At 59.8% G+C, this 26179-nt stretch carries 19 protein-coding genes and 1 pseudogene; 4 read left to right on the top strand and 16 right to left on the bottom strand.

The window, feature by feature from the left end:
* Positions 1–46: 46 nt before the first annotated feature.
* The 8 genes and pseudogenes from IVA95_RS34635 to IVA95_RS34600 form a co-directional block, all read right to left on the bottom strand.
* A pseudogene (locus tag IVA95_RS34635) lies at positions 47–1292 on the bottom strand (IS3 family transposase); the annotation flags it as partial.
* A 39-nt stretch (positions 1293–1331) separates the two neighbouring features.
* On the bottom strand, positions 1332–1583 hold the full coding sequence (locus IVA95_RS34630) for a cupredoxin domain-containing protein (protein ID WP_247514595.1): 252 nt from the start codon (positions 1581–1583) through the stop codon (positions 1332–1334).
* A 330-nt stretch (positions 1584–1913) separates the two neighbouring features.
* A complete protein-coding gene (locus IVA95_RS34625) occupies positions 1914–12053 on the bottom strand; it encodes a neuraminidase-like domain-containing protein (RefSeq protein WP_247514594.1) in 10140 nt (3379 codons plus the stop codon).
* A gap of 34 nt (positions 12054–12087) precedes the next feature.
* Positions 12088–12423 (bottom strand): hypothetical protein, encoded by a 336-nt coding sequence (locus IVA95_RS34620; RefSeq protein WP_247514593.1) that lies wholly within the window; start codon positions 12421–12423, stop codon positions 12088–12090.
* Between the two features lie 45 nt (positions 12424–12468).
* A complete protein-coding gene (locus IVA95_RS34615; RefSeq protein ID WP_247514592.1) occupies positions 12469–13452 on the bottom strand; it encodes a SpvB/TcaC N-terminal domain-containing protein in 984 nt (327 codons plus the stop codon).
* A 469-nt stretch (positions 13453–13921) separates the two neighbouring features.
* Positions 13922–14287 (bottom strand): hypothetical protein, encoded by a 366-nt coding sequence (locus IVA95_RS34610; protein ID WP_247514591.1) that lies wholly within the window; start codon positions 14285–14287, stop codon positions 13922–13924.
* A 335-nt stretch (positions 14288–14622) separates the two neighbouring features.
* Positions 14623–14925 carry a hypothetical protein gene (locus tag IVA95_RS34605; RefSeq protein ID WP_247514590.1) on the bottom strand — a complete coding sequence of 101 codons (303 nt, stop codon included), beginning with the start codon at positions 14923–14925 and terminating at the stop codon, positions 14623–14625.
* Positions 14926–15170: 245 nt separating this feature from the next.
* Positions 15171–15539, bottom strand: coding sequence for a hypothetical protein (locus IVA95_RS34600; RefSeq protein ID WP_247514589.1), 369 nt, complete (start codon positions 15537–15539; stop codon positions 15171–15173).
* Positions 15540–16026: 487 nt separating this feature from the next.
* Between IVA95_RS34600 and IVA95_RS34595 the strand changes: the two genes are divergently transcribed.
* Positions 16027–16449 carry a hypothetical protein gene (locus tag IVA95_RS34595; protein WP_247514588.1) on the top strand — a complete coding sequence of 141 codons (423 nt, stop codon included), beginning with the start codon at positions 16027–16029 and terminating at the stop codon, positions 16447–16449.
* A gap of 194 nt (positions 16450–16643) precedes the next feature.
* Here the strand turns inward: IVA95_RS34595 and IVA95_RS34590 are convergent, their stop codons facing one another.
* The 3 genes from IVA95_RS34590 to IVA95_RS34580 all read right to left on the bottom strand — a co-directional run bounded on the left by IVA95_RS34590 (position 16644) and on the right by IVA95_RS34580 (position 19681).
* The gene (locus IVA95_RS34590) at positions 16644–17114 is read right to left on the bottom strand and encodes a hypothetical protein (RefSeq protein WP_247514587.1); all 471 of its coding nucleotides are present in this window, start codon (positions 17112–17114) and stop codon (positions 16644–16646) included.
* Between the two features lie 396 nt (positions 17115–17510).
* On the bottom strand, positions 17511–18269 hold the full coding sequence (locus IVA95_RS34585; RefSeq protein ID WP_247514586.1) for a hypothetical protein: 759 nt from the start codon (positions 18267–18269) through the stop codon (positions 17511–17513).
* Positions 18270–18337: 68 nt separating this feature from the next.
* Positions 18338–19681 carry a site-specific integrase gene (locus IVA95_RS34580; protein WP_247514585.1) on the bottom strand — a complete coding sequence of 448 codons (1344 nt, stop codon included), beginning with the start codon at positions 19679–19681 and terminating at the stop codon, positions 18338–18340.
* Positions 19682–19980: 299 nt separating this feature from the next.
* Between IVA95_RS34580 and IVA95_RS34575 the strand changes: the two genes are divergently transcribed.
* Positions 19981–20385: a hypothetical protein gene (locus IVA95_RS34575; RefSeq protein WP_247514584.1), complete on the top strand. Its 405-nt coding sequence runs from the start codon at positions 19981–19983 to the stop codon at positions 20383–20385.
* 77 nt (positions 20386–20462) lie between these two features.
* Here IVA95_RS34575 and IVA95_RS34570 read toward each other — a convergent pair whose 3' ends face one another.
* Positions 20463–21491, bottom strand: coding sequence for a polysaccharide deacetylase family protein (locus tag IVA95_RS34570; RefSeq protein ID WP_247514583.1), 1029 nt, complete (start codon positions 21489–21491; stop codon positions 20463–20465).
* Positions 21492–21854: 363 nt separating this feature from the next.
* On the opposite strand from IVA95_RS34570, the gene IVA95_RS34565 reads away from it, so the two are divergent.
* Both IVA95_RS34565 and IVA95_RS34560 read left to right on the top strand, forming a co-directional pair.
* A complete protein-coding gene (locus tag IVA95_RS34565) occupies positions 21855–22082 on the top strand; it encodes a hypothetical protein (RefSeq protein ID WP_247514660.1) in 228 nt (75 codons plus the stop codon).
* 214 nt (positions 22083–22296) lie between these two features.
* Entirely contained in the window at positions 22297–22524 is a 228-nt protein-coding gene (locus IVA95_RS34560; RefSeq protein WP_247514582.1) for a hypothetical protein, read from the top strand.
* Positions 22525–22544: 20 nt separating this feature from the next.
* Here IVA95_RS34560 and IVA95_RS34555 read toward each other — a convergent pair whose 3' ends face one another.
* Genes IVA95_RS34555 through IVA95_RS34540 form a run of 4 tightly spaced genes read right to left on the bottom strand, consistent with a single transcriptional unit; the run spans position 22545 to position 26089 of the window.
* A complete protein-coding gene (locus IVA95_RS34555; protein ID WP_247514581.1) occupies positions 22545–22718 on the bottom strand; it encodes a hypothetical protein in 174 nt (57 codons plus the stop codon).
* Positions 22715–24106: an amidase gene (locus tag IVA95_RS34550; protein WP_247514580.1), complete on the bottom strand. Its 1392-nt coding sequence runs from the start codon at positions 24104–24106 to the stop codon at positions 22715–22717. Before IVA95_RS34550 ends, IVA95_RS34555 begins: the two co-directional genes overlap by 4 nt.
* A 31-nt stretch (positions 24107–24137) precedes the next feature.
* On the bottom strand, positions 24138–25487 hold the full coding sequence (locus tag IVA95_RS34545) for a TRAP transporter large permease subunit (protein WP_247514579.1): 1350 nt from the start codon (positions 25485–25487) through the stop codon (positions 24138–24140).
* The gene (locus IVA95_RS34540) at positions 25484–26089 is read right to left on the bottom strand and encodes a TRAP transporter small permease subunit (protein ID WP_247514578.1); all 606 of its coding nucleotides are present in this window, start codon (positions 26087–26089) and stop codon (positions 25484–25486) included. The genes IVA95_RS34545 and IVA95_RS34540 overlap by 4 nt, the downstream gene beginning before the upstream one ends.
* Between the last annotated feature and the right edge of the window lie 90 nt (positions 26090–26179).

The following is a 26179-nucleotide window of genomic DNA, read 5'->3' as shown; positions in this document are numbered from 1 at the left end:
ATTTACAAAAGCTAGCCCGGCGCGGCGACGTAGCTGATGCATTGTCCCCGCGCCCGAAGTAGACATCGGCCGGCGTGAGGTTTTTCAGGCTCTCGTGATAGCGTTGGTGGTTGTAGTAATCGACGAACCTGCCGATGCAGGCTTCGAGATCGCCAGGCAGGTAATAGTTTTCCAACAGGATGCGGTTCTTCAAGGTTTGATGCCAGCGCTCGATCTTGCCCTGGGTCTGAGGATGATTGGCGCGCCACGAACATGCACCATATCCTGCTCGTCGAGCCATTTTGCTAGTTCGCCGGAGACGTAGCTGGGCCCGTTGTCGCTGAGCAGGCGCGGTTTATGGACAACCCGCGCCCTATCGCAACCTAATGGCGTCAAAACCAACTCCATCGTATTCGTGACGTCCTCGGTCTTCATCGTCGTGCACAGCTTCCAGGCGATGATGTAGCGGGAGAAGTCATCCAGGATCGTGCTCAGATAGAACGATAGAACCAGCCCCAGCCGATCACCTTTAGATACGTGAAGTCGGTCTGCCAGAGTTGGTTCGGTGCTGTCGTCTTGTCCTTGAACTCATCCGCCGCCTTCATCACTACGAAGGCGGGGCTGGTAATCAGGGCGTGTGCCTTGAGCAAGCGATAGACCGACGCTTCGGAGACAAAATAGCTTTCCTTGTCGGTGAAGCGCGTGGCCAGTTCCCGCGGCGACAACTCCGGCGCGTCTAATGCCAGATCGACGATCCGCTCACGCACCTCGTCAGGGATGCGATTCCAGACCTGCCTGGGCGTGGATGGTCGATCTTCCAATGCTTCAGGCCCGCCGGCCTGGTAGCGGTCATACCAGCGGTAGAATGTCGAGCGCAGGATGCCGAGCTTTTCCAACGTCCGGCCCGCCGGAAGATGGGATTATTCGACCAGGCGGATGATTTCCAGTTTCCCCGAAGCCGGATATCTCATTCCTCGCCGTCCCGATCCGCGATCATGCTTTTTTTGAGCAACCGCAATTCCAGGGCCTGCTCGGCGACGACTTCCTTCAACGCCTTGGCTTCCTGTCGCAGGTCCTTGACCTCGCTGCTGGTCGCCGCTCGTGCTGTATCCCCGGCCAGTCTCGGCGTGCCGGCTTCCAGGAACTCCTTCGACCAGTTGTAATACAGGCTCCGCGATGCTGTGCTCACCCCGAAAGCCGTCCAGCACGATGCGGATCTTCTCCTCGGCCGAATATTGTTTGCGAGTTGCTCGCCGAATGTCCTTTACAATCCGCTCGGACGACGGCTTCTGGTTCACGGATTTCTGTCTCATCTCCACTCTTGATGGTTACGAGATCCCGGACACGTTCGACTACTTTACCACGACGATCTCGCCACGAAATTCGACGTGGAAGTCATGATACCAAATTGTTGAACCTGGCGGCTGCTTGATGACTTCTTCCGCGGTCTTTCCAGGATCGATACGGCCCGTATCGAAAGAGCCATCGTCAGCCCTAGCAGAATGAACCGTGCCGCCATTATTCGACCACGCGACTCTATCGCCTTGATGAACTTCAAGGCGAGGTGGATCATACCGATCGTCAAAAATTTTTACATTGGGCACTACCAACCTCCCTTTTCTGATACAGACCAAGGTCACGATATTTGATTAGCATGGAGCCCGCATCCAGTGCCCGGTATTTTTGGGTGCGTCGCATCGGAGGTCGGTCCCCCGAGCCTCGGAATATGGAAATCTTGATCCTCGCGCAGACACTGCAATTTCAGAAAACGCTGGATCGTCCAAGAGCCAATCTGGAGTCAGCGGTCGAATCGTCGTGGTCAGCAATATGCCCCTGTACGGAAATGGGGACACACTCCTTTAGCGGCCTCGTTCATCGCGCGAACAACCACCCGCGGCGATCAGCCCAGGCGGACGCCGCGGGCGGCGAAAACATCACTCCCATTCATAGCCCACGACCAGCACCATATCCTCCACCTCCATCGCCTTGGTCACCGGATCTTCCTGTAGGTCCCCACCGCCGGGACGCGTCATCGCCAGTTGCCATGTGACCGGATTGCTCGATTCTATGATGACGCCATCCGGGCTGCTGTCCCGCTGCGCGAAATGCAGCCCACCGAACTGGTTGCTGCGGACGAGCGAGAGCTCATTCGCTGCGGCAGGCGGCGGTTCGGGAAGCGGCGGCGTGAGGACGACCTTGTAATTCCCCGCATCGGTGCAACGTGCGAGCAGCCAGATCGTGTTCACCTTGAGCGTCTTGCCGAGATCCAAGTTCCGGAACAGATCCGCCGTCATGGTGACGTCGAAGACGTTGCCGTCGGCGGGATCGGCCGGATGGAGGAAGCGGCTCCACTGGCTTGGGAACTCGTGCCGAAGGCTGAAGGCGCGCAGTGATGGCGTGGCGCCGTCCTGCTCGAAATGGCTTCGGAGGTGCTGGATGGCGCCGTTCTTGAACGTTCCGCCGTCCTCGCGCGCCGTATACTTGATGTGCATTATCGCGTCCGTGATGGTGCCGTAGTCGAACTGCCGAAGCGGCCGGCCGAAATCAGGGTTCATCGGGTCCGGATTGTTGGCGGGCTGATCGCTGAACAGCTCCAGCGACCATTCGCTGAGCGTACCCGCGCCCTCGAACGGCAAGTAACGCTCGTCGCGGAAATTCAGCTCGAACAGGCCGCTGTCGTTTTGGCCGCTGCTGGCGGCGATCGACTGGACCGGAATGTTGTTCTCGATGAACCTCACGTCCTCGATCAAATTTCCTTCGTCGTCGACGTTATGGACATAACCGTCATCGCCGCTCGTCGTATTGATGCGGATGCTGTTCTTCAGCAGCCGAAGCGTGCACGAGATCGTCGTATAGGGACCGGTCACGCACGGTATCGTGAGACTGACCGACTTGATGCGCCGGAAGTAGTGACCGGGGAAATCGAGGTCGAAGATTTCTTCCGACAGTCGGAAGAAGCATCGGCCGGTCTCGCGCAGCTTGACCATTGCCAACGGGTCCAACAGCGCGAGCGAAACGTGCTTGGTGAGTTCCAGCTCGCGCCGGTTCTGCTGGATATAGGCGGCATCAAGTCGTCGCAGGTCATACTGCAGTTTTTCGCCGGACATGAGCCCCTTCTTCAGGCTGTCCCAGTAACCAAAACTGATGAAGCTCGAGTCTTGCATGCCGAGTTCGAAGCGGAAGCAGCGTTCCGCGCGCTTCGCCAAGTCGTAGGCCAGTCGATAGCTCTGGAAGAACACGCTCGAGATCTGCCCGACCTGCCACTGGTATAGCTCCTCGTTGGTGTATTTCGAACGCATGAATTCGTCAGCGGCCTTCGCGTTCTCGATCTGGAGGATGTGATTCTCAAGCTCCTTCTCGGCCAGCCGCACTCGCAATTCGGCTGCGTCGATCTGACTGTCGATCTGGTCGAGCTCCTTAACCGCCAATTCCTTCTGGAAATCCCACTCCTCTTTGCGCCGTTGATAGCTGGCGAGCACCGCCGCGATCGCGGCGCTCTTGTCGGAAATGGTCGCCAAGTTGTAGAGGCCGTTTGCGCCGCGCTCCACGCTCTTTCCGATCTTCGAACCGCTCGGCGGATCGATGGTTGCGTGGGGACTGCCACCAAACCCTGACGCGCCGACCTTGAAGTCGGGAATCAGGAACATCACGCCGGCGAGCGTGTCGGCTATCGTGCCCGCCGTGTGGGACACGAGTGAGAGAGCGTTGAGAACCGTCGCGGCGATCTCGCCCGGGTTCATGAACTCGCGGCTCTCGTAGTACGTCTTCTTCACCACAGTCATCGCGCGCGTGCGCTTGATTCCGGTAAGGGTTTCCTTCGCCTCGTCGATCTGTTGCTCGCGCACTGCCTTTACGGCCTCTAGCAGCCGAACCTCGTGACTCTGGCGCAGCAGGCTCAGCGCCTCGGCGTCCTTCTTCTCCAGCGCGGCGAGCAGCGCCGCACCCAGCATCTTCACGTCGTTGCAGGTGTCGTTTGCCCTCTGCAGCAGCACGTTGAAGCGATACAGCGGAAGCGGTGCGTTGAGGTCGGCGAGCGCCGAACCGATGTCGATGCCGCCGGCCACGGCCTTGACCAGCGCGCCCGGTTCGATCGGCGGTTCGAACAGCGCGAGCTGCCGCACCACGCCTTCGATGTTCATGCAATGGCGGATCTTGTAGAGGCGGTCGGCGACCGTATCCCAGTAGGCCAACATCTTGTCGTTATGAGGGATGCAGAAATACAGCATCGGCAGCGGCGGCGAGTTGTTGCTCCCCTGGCCATTCCCCTGCTGTTGCGGGATCAAATTCTCTACCTCGACTAGGGCATTGGAGAAGCTGTCGAGGTCGGTTTCGAGTTCGTTGAAGGTCTGCTCCGGTGGCTTTACCTGCGGCGCCACCCGCCGCGGACGCGGCCCGAGAATTTCGGCGGCAAGCACGTAGAGCTGCGTGGCCTCGTTGATGCTCTCCATGCTATCTTGGCGGAACAGGTAGTCACCCCAGGCGATGAGGTTGTCGAGATACTTCATCACGACCGTCTTCTGATAGGCCACGGTGCGGTAGTTGGCGATCCGGTGCGGCTCGAATGGATTGTTGCGCCAGTCGAGTACCTGCCCCTCGAGCTCCGCCTGTAGGTTGTATGAGAAGCCGGGCGCGCTGGTGTCACCCGCCAGCATGCGCATGATGTTTTCGATGCGCTGCCGGAGGTAGTCCAGCTCGGTCGCCTCGAAGAACGGCTTGGTAATCCAGTACTTGCTCATCGGTGAGCCGCCTGGAATCGGACTTTCGACGCCGATCGGGTTGAAGATGAAATGGTACCAGTCGCGCGCCTCTTCGAAGCGCTGGTTGCGGCTGAGCGCGTTGGCAATCAGCAGCGGCGCGTGGAAGAACAACTCCCAATTGTAACCCGAGTAGGCGCCGTCGGGCGCGAAGTCAACGATCTCCCGCGGGTCGAAGTGTTCCTTGAGAAGCCAGGGACTGGGCCCGTAGATCTGCCTGAAATCGAAAACGCCGTCTTTGAGGCCCTTGAGCTGAGTCTGCCGCTGCATGAGGGCGGGTATACCTTGCACCGGGTTGTAGACGATCCGGGCGAAGTCGCAGACGAACGGGTGATAGAAGTTCTTGAAGTGGAAACGCCGCTGTGGGAACAGCGCCGAAGCGACCCAGCCCAGATAATACTGCACGAAGCGCATGTAGTATTGCACGGTCAACTCGGCTAATTGCACCGAGGTATATGGAGGCGGGGTTTCCCCGCCCATTCGCTGGTATAGGAATTGCTGCCAGGCATCGCGATCGGCCGCGCTCAATGCGTTGAAGTCGATCGTCTGGACCAAGTTGCGGATCTCTCCTTCGAAATACATTTCCCACTGCCGGAAATTGCGCTTGATGTCGGGATAGTAGAGCAGGGAACCGCCAGTGTCCGCGCCCCCGGGGGCCTGATCCTTCACGAGCGTGGGAAGCACAAAGTAAGTGCGCTTCTTGTCGTTATAGAACCAGGGCAGCCAGCTGCCGACCGGCGTCCGCGACACCCTGTCGAATGTCGGCAAGATCGAAAGTCCGGCGAGTACCAGCCGATCAAGATAGGAGGGGTGCCAGGGAGGGCTGATGTGGAATAGCCATGGCGTGTTTTTCAACAACTCGAACAGCGCGGCATTCGGCTGCAGGATCGCAACGGAGAGATCGTTTTGCGGATTATCCTGACGCTGCGGAAGCTCGACCCATTTAAGGAAATCCGTATAGGGGCCGGTCGCCGCCTGTTCGGGACGCATGGCATGCTCGTATTGTCCCGAGAAGTTCACCAATTCGGGAACGCCCTTGCAGCCGGAGACCTCGAATGCCTTGGACAGTTGCGCCACGGGTGTCGGGGGGCCGTCGGTCGGCGCGGTGCCGACGCTGAAGCCATCGTAAACTATGAGGAAACGCCCCTCCGTCGCGGTCCGGTCGATCGGAAAGAAACGGTAGTGCTTGCTGACGATCTCGATATGGTAGATCGAGCTTTCATCGGCATCGGTTGAGATGCGCCGGGGCGTCCACTTGCCCTGCCGATAATCGCTAACGGCCATCTGCAGGCGCAGCTTCTTCGTCGTCTCCTGTAGATCGACGGACTGATTGGGGCTTGGCGTCGTGACTCTGTTGTTCGCCCTCTCATCGGGTACTTCTGAGAACACCGGCCAGAACAGGAACAGCTGCTTGTTGACCACGGCTGGGATCAGGTAATTGCCCTGAATATCGAGATCAATCTTTTCCCACGGGGTCCATTGGCGATAGTCGTAACGCCGGTAATAGTAGAGATGCGGGTCAGCGCCTTTGGTGCGGCCGAACAGGTGCAGGATCGCAGTATTGCCGTCATCCTCCTGGAAAAATCCGGCGATCTCCAGCTGCGCGACGCCATCCAGTTTCTCCAGATAGCCTGCGAAGGCCGACTGGACGGTATCCTTGTTGATCTCGTTCTGCAGCAGTTCGTTCTCCAACTCCTTGAAGAACGAAGAGCGGTCCTTCTTCAGCTCGGGCTCGATCCAATTTTCCGGCCAGAGGAAAACCTTGCGATTGGCTTCCCACACCCGGTACTTGCGCATCCAGGTCCACCACCGCCATGCGCTGTCGCCGGTGGGACCGTCGGCTTCGACAGTGACCGCCGGCTCCAACCCTAGAAGACAGCGTTGCACGAATAACTGAACCGAACCGGACGCCTGCACCAGGCGACTAGTGAACTGGCACGCGCACATCTCAACATCGAGCAGGTAGTAGGCATAGAGATCGTTGGTGTTCTCCCATTTGCCGGTCGGCGCATCGGCCGGTTTCGGACGCGTCAATAGGTAGGCGGCCAGCGCGGTGCGCTTCGCCTCGCGCAATACGTCCTGGATTTCGCCGATCCAAGTGAGCCAAGTGTCGTCGCCGAGCTTCGAGCGCAATAGCTCCTTCACCGTGCGGGCATGCACGGCCGTCATTGCAGGCGCTGCGAACGTCTTGACGATGCTCGTCCCGGCGCTGAGGCTGTCAATGAACGCAAACGCCCGGCGCAGCCGCTCCCAAGTTTCGGCCAGCAGGTAGTCGGACGGATAGGAGGGACTTAGCGCGGTAACAAGCTCTTCGGCGTCAGCGGCGCTCCATGCCTCGTTCATGCCGTGCACGTCGGCGGCAAAGCTCGCCACCGTATAGGCGCCCCCGTTCAAGCTCGTAAGCACGTCGAGGAACTTGACGTCTGTTTCCGGCATACCGTCCCGAAAATGAAGGAGTTGGCTTTGTCGTGACATCTGCTCGACCGACGCCACGGCGCTCGCCGTAGTCAGCGGCAACGTCATCGGATCGATGAGTTTTGCCGACGCCGTGAGCGCCGAAAGCTTTTCCCACTCCGGAAGTGTGAGCTTCCAAGTCTTCAGCAGCAGAGCCACTCGCCCGGCCCAGAACCACCCATTAAAGGTGGTCGGGAGCGTTGCGTAATCGACCACACCGATTGTTGGCGCGAACGTGACGGTGAGGTGCGTCATCAAGGTGGCGGGAAGAATTGCGTACTGCGTAACCAGCCGGCGCGCAATGGCTTCGGTCAGGCCGGTACTCGCACTGACGTGCTGGACCACGGCACTCGCCGAAAGCGTCTTCGAGAGGTAGGTCAGCGCTTCCTTTACAGCCGTTGCGAGGTTGGCGGCGAGGTGATCGTTGGCCGGGTTTACCAGATCGCGCAGCGGAAATTGCAGATCGGCATCCTGCAGCCATATCCTTTCGGACGGGAATGGTCCGAGCGTCGGCTGGGTGAACAGGCTGTTGACCGCGTTGCGGTAGGCGGCGTCGGCCGAAAGCGTGTCGAGCGCAGCCTTGTCTTCGGCGGAAAGAATGCCCGCCAAACGCAGCAGGCGCTCCTCGGCATCGTAGCTGATCTTTTGCGCCAACGCGGCGTCGGAAAGCGTCTTGAAGTCGACGGCGGCGGGCAACGTTGTCAGCGGGGCGGCGAATGCCAGATCGAAAAATTTCAGCGCCAGACGCGGCCGCGTGAAAAACTCCTGGATCGCGTTCTGATAAGCGGCAATGCCGGTCACCGCAGCGAGCGCCGGATCGTTGAGCAGGATCGTGCGCTCCGGCTCCCTCATCAGCCCCGTGAAGCGCAGCGTGGTGGATGGTTCGTCGTAGCTGATGCGAATCGCACTCTTGATTGGCGCAGGGAAAGCGAACCCGGCAGGTAGGCCCGCCACCTTTAGTTCAATGACGGCCTCGTCCTGCAGCGTGGCAATGAAGAATTTGGTCGATGGCTCATCGCGGTGCAGGCGCTGCAGCAATGTGGTGAGCAATGCGATGAGATTACCGACGTCGGAGGGCGGATTGAGAAAGGGATAGCGCGCGGCGTCGAACTCATCCCGGATCGCCTGCAGCTCCTTGCGCAGGGCCGTCAGGGCGAGAGCCGCCTGGGCCTCCTTGGGTGCCGCCTTTGCGGCGCGGTCGCCGGTCAGCACCCAATTGGCCTGGTCGATCGTGAAGCCGCTTGCACGCAACCGGTCAACCTTCTCGACGAACGCGAAGGCCTCCTCCGCATTACTAAACTGGATAAGGTCTTGATTGAAAAGTTTGAGTAGGACCTTCCAATCAGCGGCCTTGTACTTGAGCTGTTTGGCAAGCCACGCGTGTCGCCAGAGGAACGAAAGATTGGAGAGCGTGAGATCGTCCGTGAGATAGGGTAGATTGTCCGTCGCGCGCGTAAGTCCCGTAAGTACGTCCAGATCTGCCTGACGAATGCCAAGCGCCGCGAGTATCACCGGCTGATGGCCGGGAATCTTCTCGACGGTCGGTCCTGCAACGTCAACGGTTGCCACGTCGAAAGCATGGTCTAGTGGCTTGATCAGTTTCTTGTTGAGAAACAAGTTGGAATAAAGCCCGTCGGCTCGGCGGCCGTGCGGCTTGGTGAAATGGCTATCAACGGTCAGCTTGCCGAATAAGGCGCAGAGCTGCTCGACCGATGCCTTGCTTCCCAATCTCGTCTTCAAGCGGCTGAAGGCCAAAAGCTGGATGAGAAACGGCTCGTTCAGCATGCCGCCACCTATGCCGGCATGTCGGACGACGAGATCGAGCTCCCACATTCGCCAGTTTGCGAGCTTGCGCCATAGCCGCAGGAAGCGATGAATGCGATCGAGCGAAGCCTCGTTCAGCCCCTCAAGCCGCTTCTGGTCGAGGTCGCAGGAAGCATCTAGATGCCGAATGGTGATCGCGCCGGTCGGATTGATGAATTTCAGGTCGAGCAGGGCGAGAAGATCGTCGTATTCCAGTGCCGTCTTTCCTAGGAACGTTTTGACGTTGGAGATAGTGGCAAGCCAATTGTTGTTATTGGGTTCGCCCCAAGCGGTTTTTTGGCCGTTCACCGTGGCAGCGGCATGCAGAATCATCCGCCGCTCATCGAAGGCGGCGGACGGATCGGAACTGATGCCAAAATACTCGGCCGCGATGTCGATGTCGGTTGGGTTGTTCGGCGCGCCCGGACCAAGGAAAACGCGCATCAGCTCCCAACGCTGCAGATTGCCCTTCTGTAGCGCTGCGCGGACTTCAGTGGCGAACAGATCAAAGGGTAAGCCGAATGGAAAGCGCGCCTGGCGCAGCTCGACATAGGCCGCGCTATTCACATAGGCCGGATAGGCCCGCAGCTCGGCTGCGTCCGCCTTGGTGTTGCGCAGAATCTCAGCGACGAAAGCAGGGCCGAGTTTTTTCTTCAAGAGGTAGCTGATGTCGTCGCCATGCACGACCCATCGGTCGGGATCGGCCGGATTGACCTGGGAGATGACGAAGTCGGCGCCCAACGTGATGCCGTGCGGGGTGAGTGCCGCCAAGACCGCAGCCTTGGCTGCCGCCGTATCGGCCGGCATCACCGTAAACCCGGGCAACGGAATGTCATTGGCGCCCGCCGCGACGACGTTCTCCAGCACTTCGCAGACAACATCGACATACGGCAACGGCGTCAACGCGTTGACGCAGTTGAGCTCGATGAAGCCAAGGTCGGGGCGGCGGTTGAAAAGGATATCCTTGGCCTTGCGGTCGCGCAGGAATATTAAGAGGTCGGCAAAATACGCGGCTGGACTCAGCACCGAGCGGCAATGTTCGCATTCGCAGAGATCGCCGGTTTGAAACAAGTTGGCCCAGTTGGGGAACTGCGACAGCGCTGCATTGCCGTTGAGCAGAGCCCGCGGCAGGCCCTCAGCCTCGTATGCCTTCAAATCCGCAACCACGGTCAGTACCGCGGCGTGGGTATCGGCGGCGCAATTCCACGCGGCGCGGGCGCTATCGATGTCGAAACCGGAACGGCCGGCGTAACGCCGCACGAATGCGCTCTCGCCCATCCTGTAAACCGTCTGCGAAGAGTGCACGCCATCGGCAAGAAGTGTATCGGTCGCCTCGAAGCGTGGCGCCAGCTTGAACATCCGCTGGATCGCCTTCAGCTCGCGGCGGAAGCCTTCATTCGCAGCCGAATGGCGGTAAGCTGACCGAGCCTGCTTGTCGAGGAATTCGTCGATATGCGTATTGAGCAACTCAAAATTCTCGTGCTCCTCCAAGAAGCCGTGCAGCATGCTTGCGTGCTGCAATCCATGAGTGCCGCCATTCGCGAGCGCGCGTTCGAGCCCGCCGGCGAATGCCGCTGTGGGAAATGCTTTGACGAACTGACGCTCGAGCTGCACGGCGTAGAGCCGGCCGGCGGACGCCCGAGCAGGTCCCCGGTCTTCACTGAATGACAATGGAATCTTGATCTCGCCGGCCGCGTGCTTGCGCTCGATCAAAGAGGTCCACTGGCTTGCGCTCTTCTTGGCGAGCCTGCGGATCTCCTCCGGTCTGAGTATCTGGAATTCCTTTCGGATCGCGCTCACAACCGAGAAGTCTCCGTTCGTCAGCTCCGCCAGCTGGAACGAAGCGCTGAGATCGGCAACCTCCTGCGGCGTGAACGCGCCTTGCTTCTCTAGACTATCCGCGACCTGCCGGGTGAACCCCTTGTTTTGCATGAACAGCATCGCCACCGCGCGTTGTTTTTCCTCGTCTTCGATTCCAGCATGCTCGATCGCCTGGCCGAGGAAGCTTGGTTCCGAAGAATCTCCCATCGCGAGTTGCGCGGCTAGGCGCAGGAATGCCGCGATCCAATTCTCGATACTATCTCGTAAGGCTGTTGGGATTTCGTGTTGATCGAAGCTGCGCGTAAGCGCCTTGCGCGCCACGCTCGCGTCGACCAGGGGCAGCGAGCGACGCAGGGCCGCCATCTGGTCCTGCAGGCTTCGATCTTCGGCGAATTGGAACCACGGGCCGCCGAGCAGTGCGAACCAAAATTCACTTCCGATGCTTTCGCGCGCCAACTGGTGCGCCAGCACGAATCGCGCAAGGACGTCCTTGGCAAATCCGGTCTCGCCCGAGAGGAAGCTCACATCCTGCTGCCGGGAGTCCTCTTGCAGCGAATCGACCGCGAGGCCGTGGAGCAGCGGCCGTATGGCGCGCGAGATCCTTTCAATCAGCGAGGGGGACTTGTCCGCCGGGACGATAAGATCGAGCTCCGCCTGCGGCGATGCATTGAAGAGGGTTGGAGACGTCAAAAGCAGCGAGTTGTTGTGGAAGGCCCTCACTACCAAGTCGGCTCCGCCGCGCTCGCGCGTGCTAAACTGGTCCGAGGAATAACCGATCTCATAGGCGCCGGTGGCGTCGCTGAGGGTTTCGCCGAGACGCTGCTCGCTGCGCAGGTCGCGGTCGAAAGCAACGACTTGGATTTCGGGCGCGGGCGAGCCATCTTCGTGTCGCACAACTCCCTTCACAACATATGGGGGAGGCTTGCGCGGCTGCCCGGGAGGTGGCGGCGGCGGAAAATTCTTATCAGGCAGCAGCTTGTTCAACGCCTGGGCTGTCGGACGGTTGACGTCTCCCGTCGCCTTCAGCCGGTGCTGCTCCTGAAACAGGCGGACGAGCCGGTGGGTGACGTCGCCGTAAGCGCTGCCATGGCGTTCGCGCTGCAGCCCTTGCTCGAGCGCGCGCCGGTCGGCGCTGCCGATGCGAACAATGCCTTCAGCGATGCAATGGCGAAGCGCGTCCTGGAGATCCGCGACGGCTGTGCCGCGCGCGCCTTGTTTAAGCGAAGGAGTGATCTTGTTCATTGCAGCCTCCCGACGCAGACGCGCCTTACAATAACTAGATGAGTTCGATCTCCCGTAACCACGCGCAATGAGTTCGCGCACGCGAAAACCGCGCATCTTTTTTCATCACCAGCGGAAGCAGCAAGCGGCTTCGGCGGACGAGCATCGAATTTGGGTGTTTCAAGGTGCAGGGCCGGAAAACAAATGGCTGAAGATAGCTCGCGAACAAGAGCGCGGCCCCGGCTTCGCGGCGGCCAGTTTGGAGTATCGATCTCCCAGCACCGCCCGAGCCCAATTCACCCATCAGGAGATAGGTGAGCAGCGCGCCCGGCAGCAAGATGGAGAAGAACTTCATCAAGCCTACGAAGAGTTTCTTGGGTTCGAAGCTCATGTCTCCCATTTACTCCCGTTCGTCCACTAGAACGCACATACGAAATCATTCCAATCCCTTCTCCAAATCGACCCCGGTCGCCTCGAACATCCAATCGGCGCTGCCGATCTGAGCGTCAATCTGTGCCTCGTCCAGGAAGCGAGGGCGATGACCAGCGGTGTCGAGCAGCGGCGTACGGTTGCCATAGTGGATTCGCTTGAGGTAACGGTTGGCCGTCCGACGGGCATCATCTTGCTGCCCACGATTGCGCTTATGCGCACTGCCGAGATCGACACCAAGTCCGTCCTCCGCTTTATAGCGGTAGAGCACTGCGTTACCCTTCTCATCACGCGTCTCGCAGATCAGCCAACTGAAGGCACGGCTTGCATGCAACGGATCTGCGATGCGCGAGTTCGCATCGAGGCCATAGAGGGTGAGGATATTGTCCTTGGAAATTGAGCGCCAATGAACATCGCTTGGCGCGCCGAGCTTGCTCCAGCGTTCGATGAGGGCGAAGAGCCCTTCGATGCCTGGCCGATAGCGGCGGACGCGGTAGCCGTCGAGTTCGTCTTCGTAAATGACCATGCGACCGGCGAAGTCGCGCACCCAGGAACCCTCAGGGTCGCGTTGGTAACCTGGATGACTGGCAACCCAGAACCCGTCGATGTCCTGCCGATATACAGGAACGAGGTCTTCGGCACCTGAGAGGATGAAGACGTCCGAGTCGCATGCGTCCAGATATCGGGGGAGCCCCTTATCGGCCTTGCGAGTGATGGCAGGAAGCGAGAGGTTCCAACCGAAGCCGAATGGGCTATTGCCGGAGGCAGAATCGTAGGAAAGTGAGAGCTCCGGGCCGAATCCCGACCGGCCCGGAGAAATGGCGATCGGCACAGTCATAGAGCCGTTGCCAGTGACAGGATTGGTGGCAAACTTCTCGCCCATGCCCCTGATGGCGCCGCCTTTCGCGAGCGAAAGCTGCGGCGCACTCAGACGAAACTTGTCGTCCGACCGCGTTGAGGTGTCGCCTCTTGCACTTTCACGAGCAAGCACGTTACACGCTCTCCCATACCGGGCCGAAAACCAGGAAGGGTGCTCTCCAGGTCTGAGCGTAAAAATTGTAGCACTAACGTGCGGACTTTCCAGAGCTTGAAACTTTTTATTTTGGATCGACTCGCCGACCGCGTCCACCAGCGACGGCCACCAGGCCTATTTGGAGGGAGTTGAAGGTGCATTCGGCGCAGACGTTGATTATGCAATCCTGATCAAGCTTTAGCGGCGCGTCAGCTGAAAGCGCCAACCACTGTCGAGCGACACGTTTATCGTCGACGCGGAGAGCGAGCGGCGTCTTGTACGATCAAACGGAAGCCGACTTGCCGCACCAGCTTGCCGGTCTTTTAGATCAGAAGCGGTAGCGAAGGGCTGCCCTGCACATGTACCGTCAAGTTGAGGGCATTTTCAACCTAGCGCCATTCGATAAGTTGGATGTACTAAGGGTCCGCCGCGTCTTCGGCGCCCCCAGTCAACTCGGTAGCGCTATCTCGTGAAGGCCGGCAGCGTCGTTGATAAATAGCTTGTCGATTGGTCCAGACAGGATCTCTTTGTGCAGAGCCACCTTGGCCGGCCTACTGAGCCCTTGCGAAGGGGGCCGCATCCAGACGGTGTATTCGACTTGTTCACGAGAGGACAGTTCTCGTTCAAGCCAAGCCTCTGCAGCGCCATTGTCGAGCGGAATGGATACGGCAAGGACAATTCCCCCGCCCGCAATCTGCTGCACTGTATATTGCCCTAGCGTGAGAAGAAGCTGCGGAAAATTATTGTCCATCCACAATTCAAGAACTTCGATCCATCCTTCGGGCCAGGGGCCGCCGGTCGCTTCCGTCGGCATGCCGCGTGGTGGGGGCCGTCGCAGAATTCCTGGATGCGCGGCGCGTTCGTCTTGACCTGTTCGTAATCCCAAAGATCGAACTTTCACAGCATATGGTCTCGATCGATGAGGCGAAACATGTAATAGCTCATCGCTGCGGAGCTTTTTGCTTGCACGGACCGCCAACGCGTGCTGTCCCGATAACCTTATTGCCTGCAATTCGACCGCTGCTTGGGGTGATGCCTGAGCCGGCACCAATAACCGTTGTGCCGGACGTGCGGCGAACCCGAGAGCCGGGCGAGCACGTGCCGGTCAGAACATCGTTTGATGGAACTCGAAAGCGTTCCGGGTGATTTTCATTTTTCCGCGATAATTGCCCAAATCGTGCAGGTTACAGCGAAAATCGCAACCCATGCGTTTATTGTCGGTTGGCCTATTTTTGACTTCACGTTGAAATAGCGGCGAATACCCCATAGGGCCATGAGGCTCCCTGATGCTATTGTCCACACCGCAAGTACGACTTCTGGCCTAATCTTTCTGATGTCCACTGCCAAAAGCCAGCATATGAATACCAGAAGAATCGAAGCGACACCCAAAAGCAGAGAAAACAAGCCGGACCCGGCGGGCTTGCCGGTTTCGCCGTCGTTCATTTTAGACATAATAATTTCCCTCCAAATTACCGTTCCCAGGTTTGGCGTCGCTTTACTGATCGACTTTCAACCTCAACTTGACTGCTTTTCCGGAATTCCCGCTGCGACTGCGCCGTCAGCGGCGGTCTTCTGCGTTTCATCTTGCTTCACTTGTTGAGGATCGAGATTTAGTGCGCCCAAAGTGTCAAGAGCGACGATCGTCACTCTCACGGTCTAGTCTACGCAGTCGCTCATCGATGCGATCCGCGAGCTGGCTACTGTTTGCCCAAGGACTTGCGCCCGGCGAAAAATCTCTCACCGGGGAGCGACCATAGTACGGAAACGTACCGGTCTTGAGCGGGACAAACAAAATAGCACTGTAACCCACCAAAATGACGCGGGCAGCCGACGAGCCGGATGGTCTGATTGATCCAGTTGGCATGAATGCGCATCGTGCCGTGCCGCGCTTCCTCGGGCGAGGGACTTGTGAGGTCGGCTTCGATGCGCGCTGAGGCTCTCTCGTCGCCTTCGTCCAGCCAATGAAAATCTGACAGCTGAGTCACTTTTCCAGGTTGAATGAGGCCATCGCTGATCAGTCGATTGATGTTGAGCTGAAGCCCAAGCTCGAAGGGTATCCGTTGCATGCATTCCACCCATTCTGTTACTGGACTCGATGCGTTTCATCTCCAATGATGAACCTCCTGGACGAGATCGAAGCGATGGTCCTCTCCATGCAGGCACGCGACACCGATCAGCTCGGCGCTAATCGGGCTTGGCTGGAGTAAGCCTCCAACCCAACGGGAATTGCGGCAACAGGAGCCATTGGCCATGCTAGTCGCAAGTGCGTCGCTCAGCATTCTGCGTTCAGTTGGTATGCGATGGAGTTGCGCCATTTGCTCCAGCCAGAAGTCTTCGCCTCCGCTCCCACGTCTTCCGGGAGATTCCCTCATTCACCCACGGGCGAGCGGCAGTGAGACTGGTCGCCAGGTATTCGGCCCGTGGTCGCGCCCCTGCTAACAGCCGTTTCTCGGCAGCTCGAATGCGGTCGCGGTCGCGCTTCCTTTGCTTTCTTAGCAATTGCCTCTTAGCACTGCTGACATCGCATGCGCCAATGGTGGTGATCTTTAGGTATTGGCGCTCGGCGTAGGTCAGGTGCAGCAGAACTGCGAGCGCATCAGCTTTTTCAATGGCCGGCTGGCGCATCACGCGAGCGGCTATCTCATGAAGATGCTCGACTGGAGTGAAGTGTGCCCAACGTTCCGCCCAGATTGTCAGACGGTCCAGCACCTCGTCACTAGTCGGAAGGCCGCGTCGGTCTTTGAGATTCCGGCGAAGTTGCTTTGCTGCTTGGAGGAGAAAGACGTCGGCATCTTCCGTGACCCGGAGAATCCCGTGCCGGTACGCAATTATGCGTTCGACTTCCCGCAGCCGGTGGGTCGTTGGGTTGTATTGGCTGCCGCGTCGGCGGGGACTTGCCACGGCAACATCAACGAGATCGGGCAATTCCATTCAGTTCAGCGAAGAGATTCGCCAGACTGGCGGGGAGACCGGTAAGACGCTGAACGTGGCGTCCACCCGGCGTCAAGATGACGGCGTCACGACTGATGGCATATTGGCCGAGTGAAGTGAGATCAAAAGAAAGCTGACTTTGTAAGCCATTGCGCGGTATCTTCGGCATCGTTGTGTCTCTGCTTTGCGGTTGAGGGACGACATTCAGCCGACGTGAGTTGGCGCTCACGTCGGCGTTTTCACTTTCGCTTTCTGACTGGGAGTAGGACCGGCAACACCGTCGGCGGCAAGTAAATCGGCGGCGCTGCTGTAAGCTTAGCCGAACCCTTATGCCGATCCCGCGGAGCCGCCGTCGTTCCGGAGCGGGCCCTCGGCCCGGCCGATACGTCGATTTTGATCGGTGCGCCCGGCATAGGCCCTGCAGTCTTCTTTCGCCGGACAAACTTCTCGCCCATTACGTCATACTGCGCAGCCACGCCGATGACTGCCCAACTGGTAATCACTGTTGGCGCATGTGCGTACGCCATACGGATTACGATAGAAGGGTCGTGCCCCTTGTCGAGAAGAACCCGACTGCCGTCCAGCAGCGGCTGCCGCGTGGCACTGCAAATCACCTCGTCGGTGTCTTTGAGGCGGGCGTCGAACCGGCCATGACGGCGCTTGCCGCGATGATCAAAGGACGGCGAAACGATGATGACGACCTCGGTCATCACTCGCGGACCTTGCGAGACGACGGGCGGTGGACCTCAGAAGTTGACCGAACCAACGGCCCGATCTTGCCCTGCGCCCATTCGTCGAGGCCAGACGTTGGGTACAACGGCGTGCGACCTGCCAGCCGAAAGGGTGGCCCGTCAGAGCTTGCACAAGCAATTTTTGCCAGTGTTTTTGGCGAACAGGGGATTCCATAGGTGTCGCTGACGTACTTGGCCGCGTCCGTCCGCCTTAGCAGACGATCGTGTTTAACAGAATCCTTGAGAAGGGTATCCATCTGCGCCTCGCATCTTCGCGGAGCAATGCCCGCCGATGAAAGGAGTAGTGGGACGGATTCTGGTATTCGTCATGCGGTCGTTCGCGACATTTGACGACATTTGGAGACATCACGCCAATCAGCATTCCTTGAGGCCCTTGATCGCTCGTCCAATCGTCCTTTCGTGCGGTAGCGGCTTGTGGCCTTCGCTCCTCAACTTATCCAAAATGAGGTCATTTCGTCGCTGTGAAGTGGTCCCCTCGTGAATCATGCCGTTAGATGAGAGTGATCTATACGCTCGCAGAATCGCTCGTGTTTTTGCACCCCTCCCAGTCGTCGGGAACGTTGGCGCGACCTGCGAATTGATTAAGATGTCCGATGCCTGGGCGACATCCACCGCGGCTGTTCTTTTCCAAAACTTTGGTGGGTCAAAACCTCGCTTATCAATCCATCCAAAAAATTCCTCCTCTGTAAGTTCGATGTAGAGCAATCCCAAGCTGAGTTCTGGAAAGTACTCATAGGAAGGCATCGTTGCCAGTATCGTGAACGCGGCGCGACATGAGTCCTCGGACCAACTATTCTTCTTTCGGGGCACGCTTATTCTGGGCCGTATGTCGACGACGACCTCGCCGTTCGCGAGGCGATGGGGTGTTTCTGATCCCTCGTCAGACGGCGTAGTGAAAACGACGGGCTGCGGGCCGGGTAGCTTCTGCCATTCGAAAATCTTCCCGAGATATCTCAGTCGCGCGCCGGCCGAATCGCCGGTGATTTCGCCAAGCCACCATGCAGATTCCAGCTTAGCCAGCAGTTCCTTCTTCGATGCAGGAGGGTGGATTTCGCGTGACCAGAAGTCTGCAATTTCGCGAAGAGACAGTTTTTCTGCCGACAAAGGGAACATTCGCACCTCCGCTCGTGCATCCGCTTGGTGACGACGCGGCAGGCTGGTGCGGACCAGCTTTTCGGGAGCTACCCTAGCCGCGCCGGTTTCTTCGATTGTTTCGCTTTCGATATGCTGGTGACGTTCGCGCGTGGAGATTTGACTTCACCCATCGCAGCAGCCAACCGGCTTCCGATGTGTTCCGACGCCTTCTTCAGTGGATCGTTATCGAGGTGCGCATAACGTGCGGTGGTCGCGGACTGCGTGTGACCGAGCAACTTGCCGATGATCGGCAACCCCAATCCAGCACCCGCTCCCACAGACGCATGCGTATGGCGCAAATCGTGAATGCGAACGCCAGTCAGGCCCGCGCGGGCCGCCACAGCCTTCCACGGCTTCTTCAGATCGGAGCGCGGGCTATCAACCGACGTTCCCGCGATGACGTATTCGCCGCTCCGGGGCAGGGCATTCAGGATCGCCAAGGACGGCGCGTTCAGCACGATGGTTTTCTTGCCAGTCTTGCTGGTTGGCAACAACAGGAGCCCTCGCTCGAAATCGACCTGTCCCCACCTGAGATGGAGGATTTCCCGGAGCCGGGCTCCTGTGAAGATCAGCAAGCGAAGGGCGGCGGCGGCATGCGGTCCAATCACGGTGCGGCGGCTGGCTTCCTTCGGCGCGTGCTTGGCCTTGGGTTTGGTGGCGTCCACCGTGTAGGGCAATCCGATCGTCTCGGCCTCCCGGATCGCTTCCCCGATCTGTGCAAGCTCAACTGTCGTCAGGTACCGCTCGCGGCCTTCTTCCGGGAAATGTTCGATACCGCGACAGGGGTTAAAGCCGACAGGCACAATGTGCGTCTTGGCGGCGAAACTGAATAGGCTGCTCAGAACCCGTAGCAACCGGTTGGCCTGATAGGGACTGCGGCTGTGCTTGCTGTGCAACCGTTGGATTTCAGCCGTAGTAATTTTCTCAGCCTTGCGCTTGCCTAGTTCCGGTATGACCAGCCGCTGAAGCAAATCGCGGTATGATTTTGCGGATGATGCTGATCGCTTCGCCTCAACGTGCTCGGTGAGGAATTGCTCAGCTACCTCCGCGAGGGTGGACGCGCGCTTGTCAGCGGCCCGCTGGGCTGCCGGATCGGCACCGTGGGCGACAGAGCCAAGGGTTTTCTTAGCTAGCGTGCGGGCTTCGTCAGGCGTGATGGTGCCGGCCTTCGCCAGCGTGAGACGCCTCGTAGGGGCGCTGCGCCCGCTGCCGGCGCGATATTTCACGACATAGGACATCGCGCCCGTGGATTGAACCCGCACACCAAAGCCCGATAGCGAGCCGTCCCAAACGAAATACTCGCCTTGGCGCGGCTTAAGACTGTCAAGGAGCCGTTTGGTGATCTGGGAAGTTGCCACTTGCCGAGCGTCCTTCAGGAACCACGGAACCACCGAGTAACCACCGGGCGGGAATCACGGGTAATCTTAAGGGACGACGGTAAAGCAGGAAACCCTTACAGCAAGCTGGTTTTTGATACTTTGGAAATCGTGAGTAATCTCAATAAATTACGGACCCTCTAATTCGTAATGACGGGGTCACAGGTTCGAGTCCTGTTTGCGGCACCACGCTTTTTCAGAAAATTTCCTGAACGATGGGCGCTCGTTGGCGGATGCGTTTGCGTGACCTGTCTCACATAACGGACCGCCTGCCTGGTCTAGTCTCTGCCTCGACCTCAAGGGGAGACACCAACATGCGTAAACTCATTCTCATCGCAGGATTCGTTCTGGCATCCGCCGCGGCTCAGGCTGGGGATCGGAGCTTGTCGCTGGGTGGCATCGAGTCGGCGCCCACGAAGGCCGTCGATGCGCCGAAAACCGCTGAAGCCCCGCAGCCGCCGGAACCGCCGAAATATGTCGAGCGGCCGGCGATCGAGCCGAAGGCTGAGACGCCGAAGACTGACACGAACAAGACGGCCACGCCCAAGGCGACCAGGATATATCGGCCCGCCGCGGCTGCGTCCGTGAACGCCGCGCCCGCGAGGCCCGCGTTCCGGAGAACGGCCTCAATGTCCAGGAGTATGAAGCCGCGCCGCAAGCACCACTGGATCGAAGCGCGCATCGTCCGCGAGCTGCATCGCCACGGGATCTATTGGTAAGCATTGCCAAAGCAAAACGCGCCCTCGGGCCTATTCCGAGGGCGCGTTTTTGTTGAATGATACCTGAGCCTGTCGGCTTACTGCGAAACCGTCTGCACCACGCTGCTGATCGGGCGGCTGGCGACCGCCGGCATTTTCTGGTCCTTGACCAGCATCGCGTCATATTCGGGCAGGGTTTCGAGCTGCTCCTTGGCCTTCATCTGCACGACCTTGTAGCCGCCGGCTTTCAGGCGGCGCAGCAGTGTCGGCAGCGCAATCGCAGTGCTCTTCTGCAGATCGTGCATCAGGATCACGCCCTTGCCCTGCTTGTCGAGCTTGGTCATGACGTTCTGGATGACCTGGTCGGGACCGGAAGACTTGAAGTCGTTGGAATCGACATCAACTGAAAACATCGCGATGTTGCGCGTGCCGAGATAGCCGAGCGCGGCCTGCGTGTGCGCGAGCCCCGGGAAGCGGAAGAACGGCGCGGGAGCCGTGCCCAGCGCCATCTTCACGGCGCTAAAGCCCTTCTCGATCTCTTCCTTGACCTGCGCTTCGGTCAGTTTCTTGCTGTCGAGATGGGCGTGCGACCAGGTGTGCGAGCCGATGGTGTGGCCGGCGGCCGCGACCTGCTTGAGAATCTCCGGATGATAGGTCGTGTGCTTGCCGACCGGGAAGAACACGGCCTTGGTGCATTCGTCCGATAGCGCCTTGAGCACGGCGGGCGTGGTCGGCCACGGGCCGTCGTCGAAGGTCAGCACGACCTCCTTGTCCGTCAGGAAGTCGAACTGCTTGTATTGCAGGAAGCCGAAGCCGGGGCCGCCGGTGGTGTCGATCACGACGGTGCGGCTGACGCCGAGTGCGTCGGGATTGGCGCAGGCCGATCGCATCGGTTGGACTGCGGGAACAGGCAGGGGGGCAGGGGCCGGCTTCGAGAGCGAGGCCGTGGTTTCGACGTCGTCCCTCAGTGCGGGCCTGGCTGCGGCGGGTGCCGGCTCGGCCGCGCGGGCGGCGACGGTTTGGGGTGCAGCCGCGTCGGCCCGCGGCGAGGAGGTCCAGAACCAAACGCCGGTGATCACCAGCGCCGTCACTACACTGGCCAGCATCAGGCCCAACGCATTACGCATCGCTACTCTTTCCACATACTCGGGGTACACACACGCAACGGGCCATTAATGCCAACAATGTCTTAACGTCTCGCGAACAAGCGGCGGTCAGAGCGTTTTCCAGCGAAGTGGACACCGGTTCGCGTCAAGAAAACGCGTCAAAACAAGAATCTAGAGCCCCGGTTCTGATTCAATCAGAGCCAAAAAGGCTCTAGACGAAGGAGATGAGAGCCTTATGCGCGAGTGAGGTCAGTCACAGTCGCCCCCGCGGTTCCCGGCGCATGCTCCTGACATCAACAACGGGCTCGCTTGCCGAGCCAACAGGAGCCGACAATGACCGCAGTGTTCTTCAATGCCGTTCGCAAGATCAGTCTGGTGCTGGCCATGACCACCTCTTTCGCCGCCGCTTCGTCGACCGCGAGCTTCGCCTTCACCTCTGAGCAGCAGCAGATGTGCACCGGCGACGCATTCCGCCTCTGCAGCTCGGAAATCCCGAATATTCCGAAGATCACCGCTTGCATGATCAAGCATCGCGCCGACCTGAGTGCGGGCTGCCGCACCGTGATGGATCGCGATCTCGCGGCGAAGAAGGGCAAGCTCGCCGCGCACTAGCCGGCCTACTTCGGCTCCCCGGGAAACGCTTGCGGCGATGCGACGCAGGCGTTCCACCAAACGCACTTTCCCCATTCACAATTGCGTTGCCGCCCAGATTTCAGCGCCCGATTCCTGTTTTGACGCGTTTTCTTGACGCGAACCGGTATGCACATCGCTGGAAACCGCTATAGAAAGCGCTGATTGCGTTCTCCCGGTGTAAAGGCATAGCAAAATGACCAAGATCCTTTTCGTTGTTCCCCTGGTTTTGATCGCGTCAGCCGCCGCGGCCCAGTCCCAGCAGGACCGGCAGAAGGGGCATGATGCCTGCTCGCGCGACGTCTCGCGGTACTGCCGGGCGCATATGCAGGATGGCGACCAGATCGTGCTCGCGTGTCTGAAGCAGAACCGTGCCAAGATCAGCAAGGGCTGCCAGCAGACGCTCGCGAGGCATGGGCAGTAGACAGCCGCGGCGGCCGCGACTTATCCCGCTCCGTTTCCGTTGGCGCGGAGCGATTGATATAAATCGTAAATCAACAGCCCCATCACCAGCACGCAGATGATGATCAGCGGCACCGCCTTGATCCACCAGAGCATGATGCCGAGAAACGCGCAGACGCCGGCAACGCCGATCAGTCCGGTGATCAAATTCGTCATCTGTCGCTCCTTGTTTTCGCGCGACGCGCACTGGTCTTGGCAGGCGCGGCTCTGCCGCGGCTGCGTTTTCCGAGAGTTTTGATTAGCCAGTTGGCCGTCCGCAGGAGCCGCGCATCGTTGCCGCGGCGCCCGACCAACTGAACGCCGATCGGCAGGCCGCTTTCCGATTGCAGCAGCGGCAGCGTAACCGCCGGCGTGCCGAGATAAGTCCATATCGAGCAGAACACGGGGTTGCCGGTACTATCGAGGCCACGCGGCGCTGGGCCAGGTGCAGACGGGGTCAGAATCGCGTCGTATTCGTCAAACACGCCGTCGAGCGCCGCGTTGAGCGACGCGCTGCCGGCCAAGGCACGCGTGTAGTCGACGGCCGGAACCTGGCGCCCGCGCTCGATCAACGCGCGCAGCATCTGGCTCAGGGACTCGCCACCCTGCTCGAAATCGCGATGCAGGTTGTGCGCCATCTCCACTTCCATGACGGTGCGGTGCATGTCGACGGCGCGGTCGAAACTCGGGCCGATCTCGACTTCGGAAACGTGCTCGCCGAGCTCTTCAACCAGTTCGGCAAACGCCTCCGTCGTCACCTGCTCGACGTGCTTCCACGCGGGCGAGTGAACGAAGGCGAACCGCGGCGGCAATGGCGGCTCGCTTGCCGCCACATCGACGAAGGGAGGACGGGCGAGGGGTCGCGTATCCGGATCTTCCTCGTCGAAACCCGCAAGCGTCTGTGCCAGCAGTGCTGCGTCGTCGACCGAGCGCGCAAACACGCCGACATGATCGAGTGCCCGCGATAGCAGTAGCGCGCCGCTCCGTGGAATGAGACCGTGTGTCGGCTTGAAACCGACCACCCCGCAGAAAGCGGCGGGGCGGATTACGGACCCGTTGGTCTGCGAGCCTATGGCACCCGGCACCATCAGCGCCGCGACAGCAGCGGCGGAGCCCGACGACGATCCGCCCGGCGTGTGAGCCGGGTTATGCGGATTTCGGGTCTTGCCCGGATTGAAATAGGCATACTCGGTCGTCACCGTCTTGCCGAGGATCACGGCTCCTGCCGCCCGCAGGCGTGCCACGGCCGCCGCATCGCTGCGCGGCGTGCGTCCCGCCCACAGGCTTGATCCGAATTCCGTCGGCATGTCGCCGGTATCGAAAATATCCTTGATCCCCACCGGCACGCCATGCAGCGGGCCCGTGGCCTTGCCCTGCTTGCGATGGTCGTCGGCGGCCTCGGCCTGCCGCATGGCGTAGTCGCGATCGAGGAATGCCCACGCCTCGACGTCGCGATCGGCCTCTTCGATGCGTTTCAAGCAGTCGGCGACAAGCTCCGCCGAACTCAGCCGGCCGTCACGGATGCCGGCCGCCGCTTCCGCAAGCCCGAGCGCATTGAGACTCATGCGAACCCCCTCAGCGCTTTACCGGGCCGGCTCACCGCGATCCGTAGAGATAGCTGGGCAACCACAACGCAATTTCCGGGAAGATGTAGACCAGTGCCATAGTGAAGAAGACCAGGCCGACAAAGGGAAGCGCGCCGGAGAAGATGTCGGTGAGCTTCACCTCCGGCGGCGCCACGCCCTTCAGATAGAAGGCGGCCATCGCAACCGGTGGCGTATTGAACGCGGTCTGCGTGTTCAGTGCGACCAGGATGCCGAAGAAGATCGGATCGATGCCGTAGTTGGGAAGCAGCGGCAGGAAGATCGGCACGAAGATGATGATGATCTCGGTCCATTCCAGCGGCCAGCCGAGCAGAAAGATGATCACCTGGGTCAACAGCAGGAATTGGATCGGCGACAGGTTCATCGAGGCGAAGAACTGCTCGACCACCGTCTGTCCGCCAAGGACGGCAAACACCGCGGAAAACGTCCACGAGCCGATGAAGAGGTAGCAGACCATCGCGGTCGCACGCACGGTCAGATATACCGATTCGCGCATCATCGTATAGTTGAGCGAACGATAGGCGGCCGCCAGCACGATGCTCATGAGGGCGCCTACCGCAGCCGCCTCGGACGGCGTCGCCAGCCCAAACAGGATCGCGCCGAGCACCGAAACGATAAGCAGCGCCAGCGGCAGGAATGACGTGGCGAGCGCCCAGATCACCGTGCGGATCGGCACGTTAGTCTGCTCGGGCGGCAGCTTCGGTGCGAGCGCGGGATTGATGATCGCGCGCGCCATCGCATAAAGGATGTAGAGCAGAGCCAGCAGGAACCCCGGAAAGAACGCGGCCGCATAAAGCTTGACCGCCGAAACGCCGGCGGTGGCCGCATAGACGATCAGGAGAATGCTCGGCGGAATCAGGATGCCGAGGCAGCCGCCGGCGCAGACCACGCCTGCCGACAGCTTGGTGTCGTAGCCGGCTCGCAGCATGGCGGGCAAAGCCAGCAGCCCCATCAGCGTGACAACGGCGCCGACGATGCCGGTGGCGGTGGCGAACATCGCGCAAGTGATCAGCGTGGCTACCGCCAGCGCGCCCGGCACGTTCTTCATCGACAGCTGCAGGGAGTAGAACAGGCGATCGAGAATGTTGGCGCGCTCTATCAAATAGCCCATGAAGAGGAACAGCGGAACCGCCACCAGCACGTCGCTGGACGTGACCTCGAACGTCTTCTGCACCAGCAGCGTGAAGATGCGGTTCTGGAAGAACTCCTGACCGGGAGTGTAGTAGGCATAATAGCCGAACGAGACGCCCATCGCCATCAGCGTGAAGGCGATCGGGAAGCCGAGCATGATGATGAAGATGAAAAGCCCCAGCATCAGCATGCCGAGTTGAGGGTCGGTCATGCGCCGGCTCCTTTCTCGCTCGGCTCCACCGCAGCCTGATGCTGTTGACGCTCGCGGATGATCAGGCTCTCGGTTTCCTCAACGTCGTGCAGGCGTTGTGGCCATTGGCCGGTGCGGATGCACAGTACGCAGCGGATGATTTCAGCGAACCCTTGCAGAAACAGAAGCAGGCCGGTGATCGGGATCAACGCCTTCAGCGGAAACACCGGCACGCCGGCCGGACTGAAGATGCTGACTTCGCGGAAGCGCACCGACATGTCGGCATAATTCCAGCCCGAATACATCAACGCCGCAATCGCGGGCAGGAAGAAGAGGATGTAAAGAATGAGGTCCATTGTCGCCTGGGTGCGCGGCGACCAGAGGCGGTAGACTACGTCGGCGCGCACATGGCCGTTGCGCGAGAGTGTATAGGCGCCGGCCATCAGGAACATCGCGCCATAGGTGATGTAGCTGATGTCGAATGCCCAGGTGGTCGGCGCCCGCAGCACGTAGCGCATGAACACCTCGTAGCTGACGCCGAGTGTAAGCACGAGGATCAGCCAGGCGAACGCCTTGCCGACCCAGGTGCTGAGTTCATCGATGAAAAAAAGAAATTTCCTCATGCGAGCTGAACTCGCGGCAAGTGGCACATCCTGACGTCCCCCAGTTGCTGGCTGGGCGGCGCGTCAACCGCGCCACCCTTGGTTCATACC

The sequence above is a fragment of the Bradyrhizobium sp. 157 genome (assembly GCF_023073815.1).
In the GTDB taxonomy this organism is placed as follows: Bacteria; Pseudomonadota; Alphaproteobacteria; order Rhizobiales; family Xanthobacteraceae; genus Bradyrhizobium.
Note: the sequence above shows the minus strand (reverse complement) of the source record. Positions and strands in the feature narration are given on the sequence as shown.

Coding starts and splice junctions, on each gene's coding strand:
- IVA95_RS34590 (WP_247514587.1), bottom strand. CDS start 17,114: ATGACCGAGGTCGTCATCATCGTTTCGCCGTCCTTTGATCATCGCGGC.
- IVA95_RS34600 (WP_247514589.1), bottom strand. CDS start 15,539: ATGCAACGGATACCCTTCGAGCTTGGGCTTCAGCTCAACATCAATCGA.
- IVA95_RS34545 (WP_247514579.1), bottom strand. CDS start 25,487: ATGACCGACCCTCAACTCGGCATGCTGATGCTGGGGCTTTTCATCTTC.
- IVA95_RS34605 (WP_247514590.1), bottom strand. CDS start 14,925: ATGTCTAAAATGAACGACGGCGAAACCGGCAAGCCCGCCGGGTCCGGC.
- IVA95_RS34560 (WP_247514582.1), top strand. CDS start 22,297: ATGACCAAGATCCTTTTCGTTGTTCCCCTGGTTTTGATCGCGTCAGCC.
- IVA95_RS34570 (WP_247514583.1), bottom strand. CDS start 21,491: ATGCGTAATGCGTTGGGCCTGATGCTGGCCAGTGTAGTGACGGCGCTG.
- IVA95_RS34585 (WP_247514586.1), bottom strand. CDS start 18,269: ATGTTCCCTTTGTCGGCAGAAAAACTGTCTCTTCGCGAAATTGCAGAC.
- IVA95_RS34610 (WP_247514591.1), bottom strand. CDS start 14,287: ATGCCGACGGAAGCGACCGGCGGCCCCTGGCCCGAAGGATGGATCGAA.
- IVA95_RS34540 (WP_247514578.1), bottom strand. CDS start 26,089: ATGAGGAAATTTCTTTTTTTCATCGATGAACTCAGCACCTGGGTCGGC.
- IVA95_RS34620 (WP_247514593.1), bottom strand. CDS start 12,423: ATGAGCTTCGAACCCAAGAAACTCTTCGTAGGCTTGATGAAGTTCTTC.
- IVA95_RS34555 (WP_247514581.1), bottom strand. CDS start 22,718: ATGACGAATTTGATCACCGGACTGATCGGCGTTGCCGGCGTCTGCGCG.
- IVA95_RS34575 (WP_247514584.1), top strand. CDS start 19,981: ATGCGTAAACTCATTCTCATCGCAGGATTCGTTCTGGCATCCGCCGCG.
- IVA95_RS34625 (WP_247514594.1), bottom strand. CDS start 12,053: ATGAACAAGATCACTCCTTCGCTTAAACAAGGCGCGCGCGGCACAGCC.
- IVA95_RS34550 (WP_247514580.1), bottom strand. CDS start 24,106: ATGAGTCTCAATGCGCTCGGGCTTGCGGAAGCGGCGGCCGGCATCCGT.
- IVA95_RS34565 (WP_247514660.1), top strand. CDS start 21,855: ATGACCACCTCTTTCGCCGCCGCTTCGTCGACCGCGAGCTTCGCCTTC.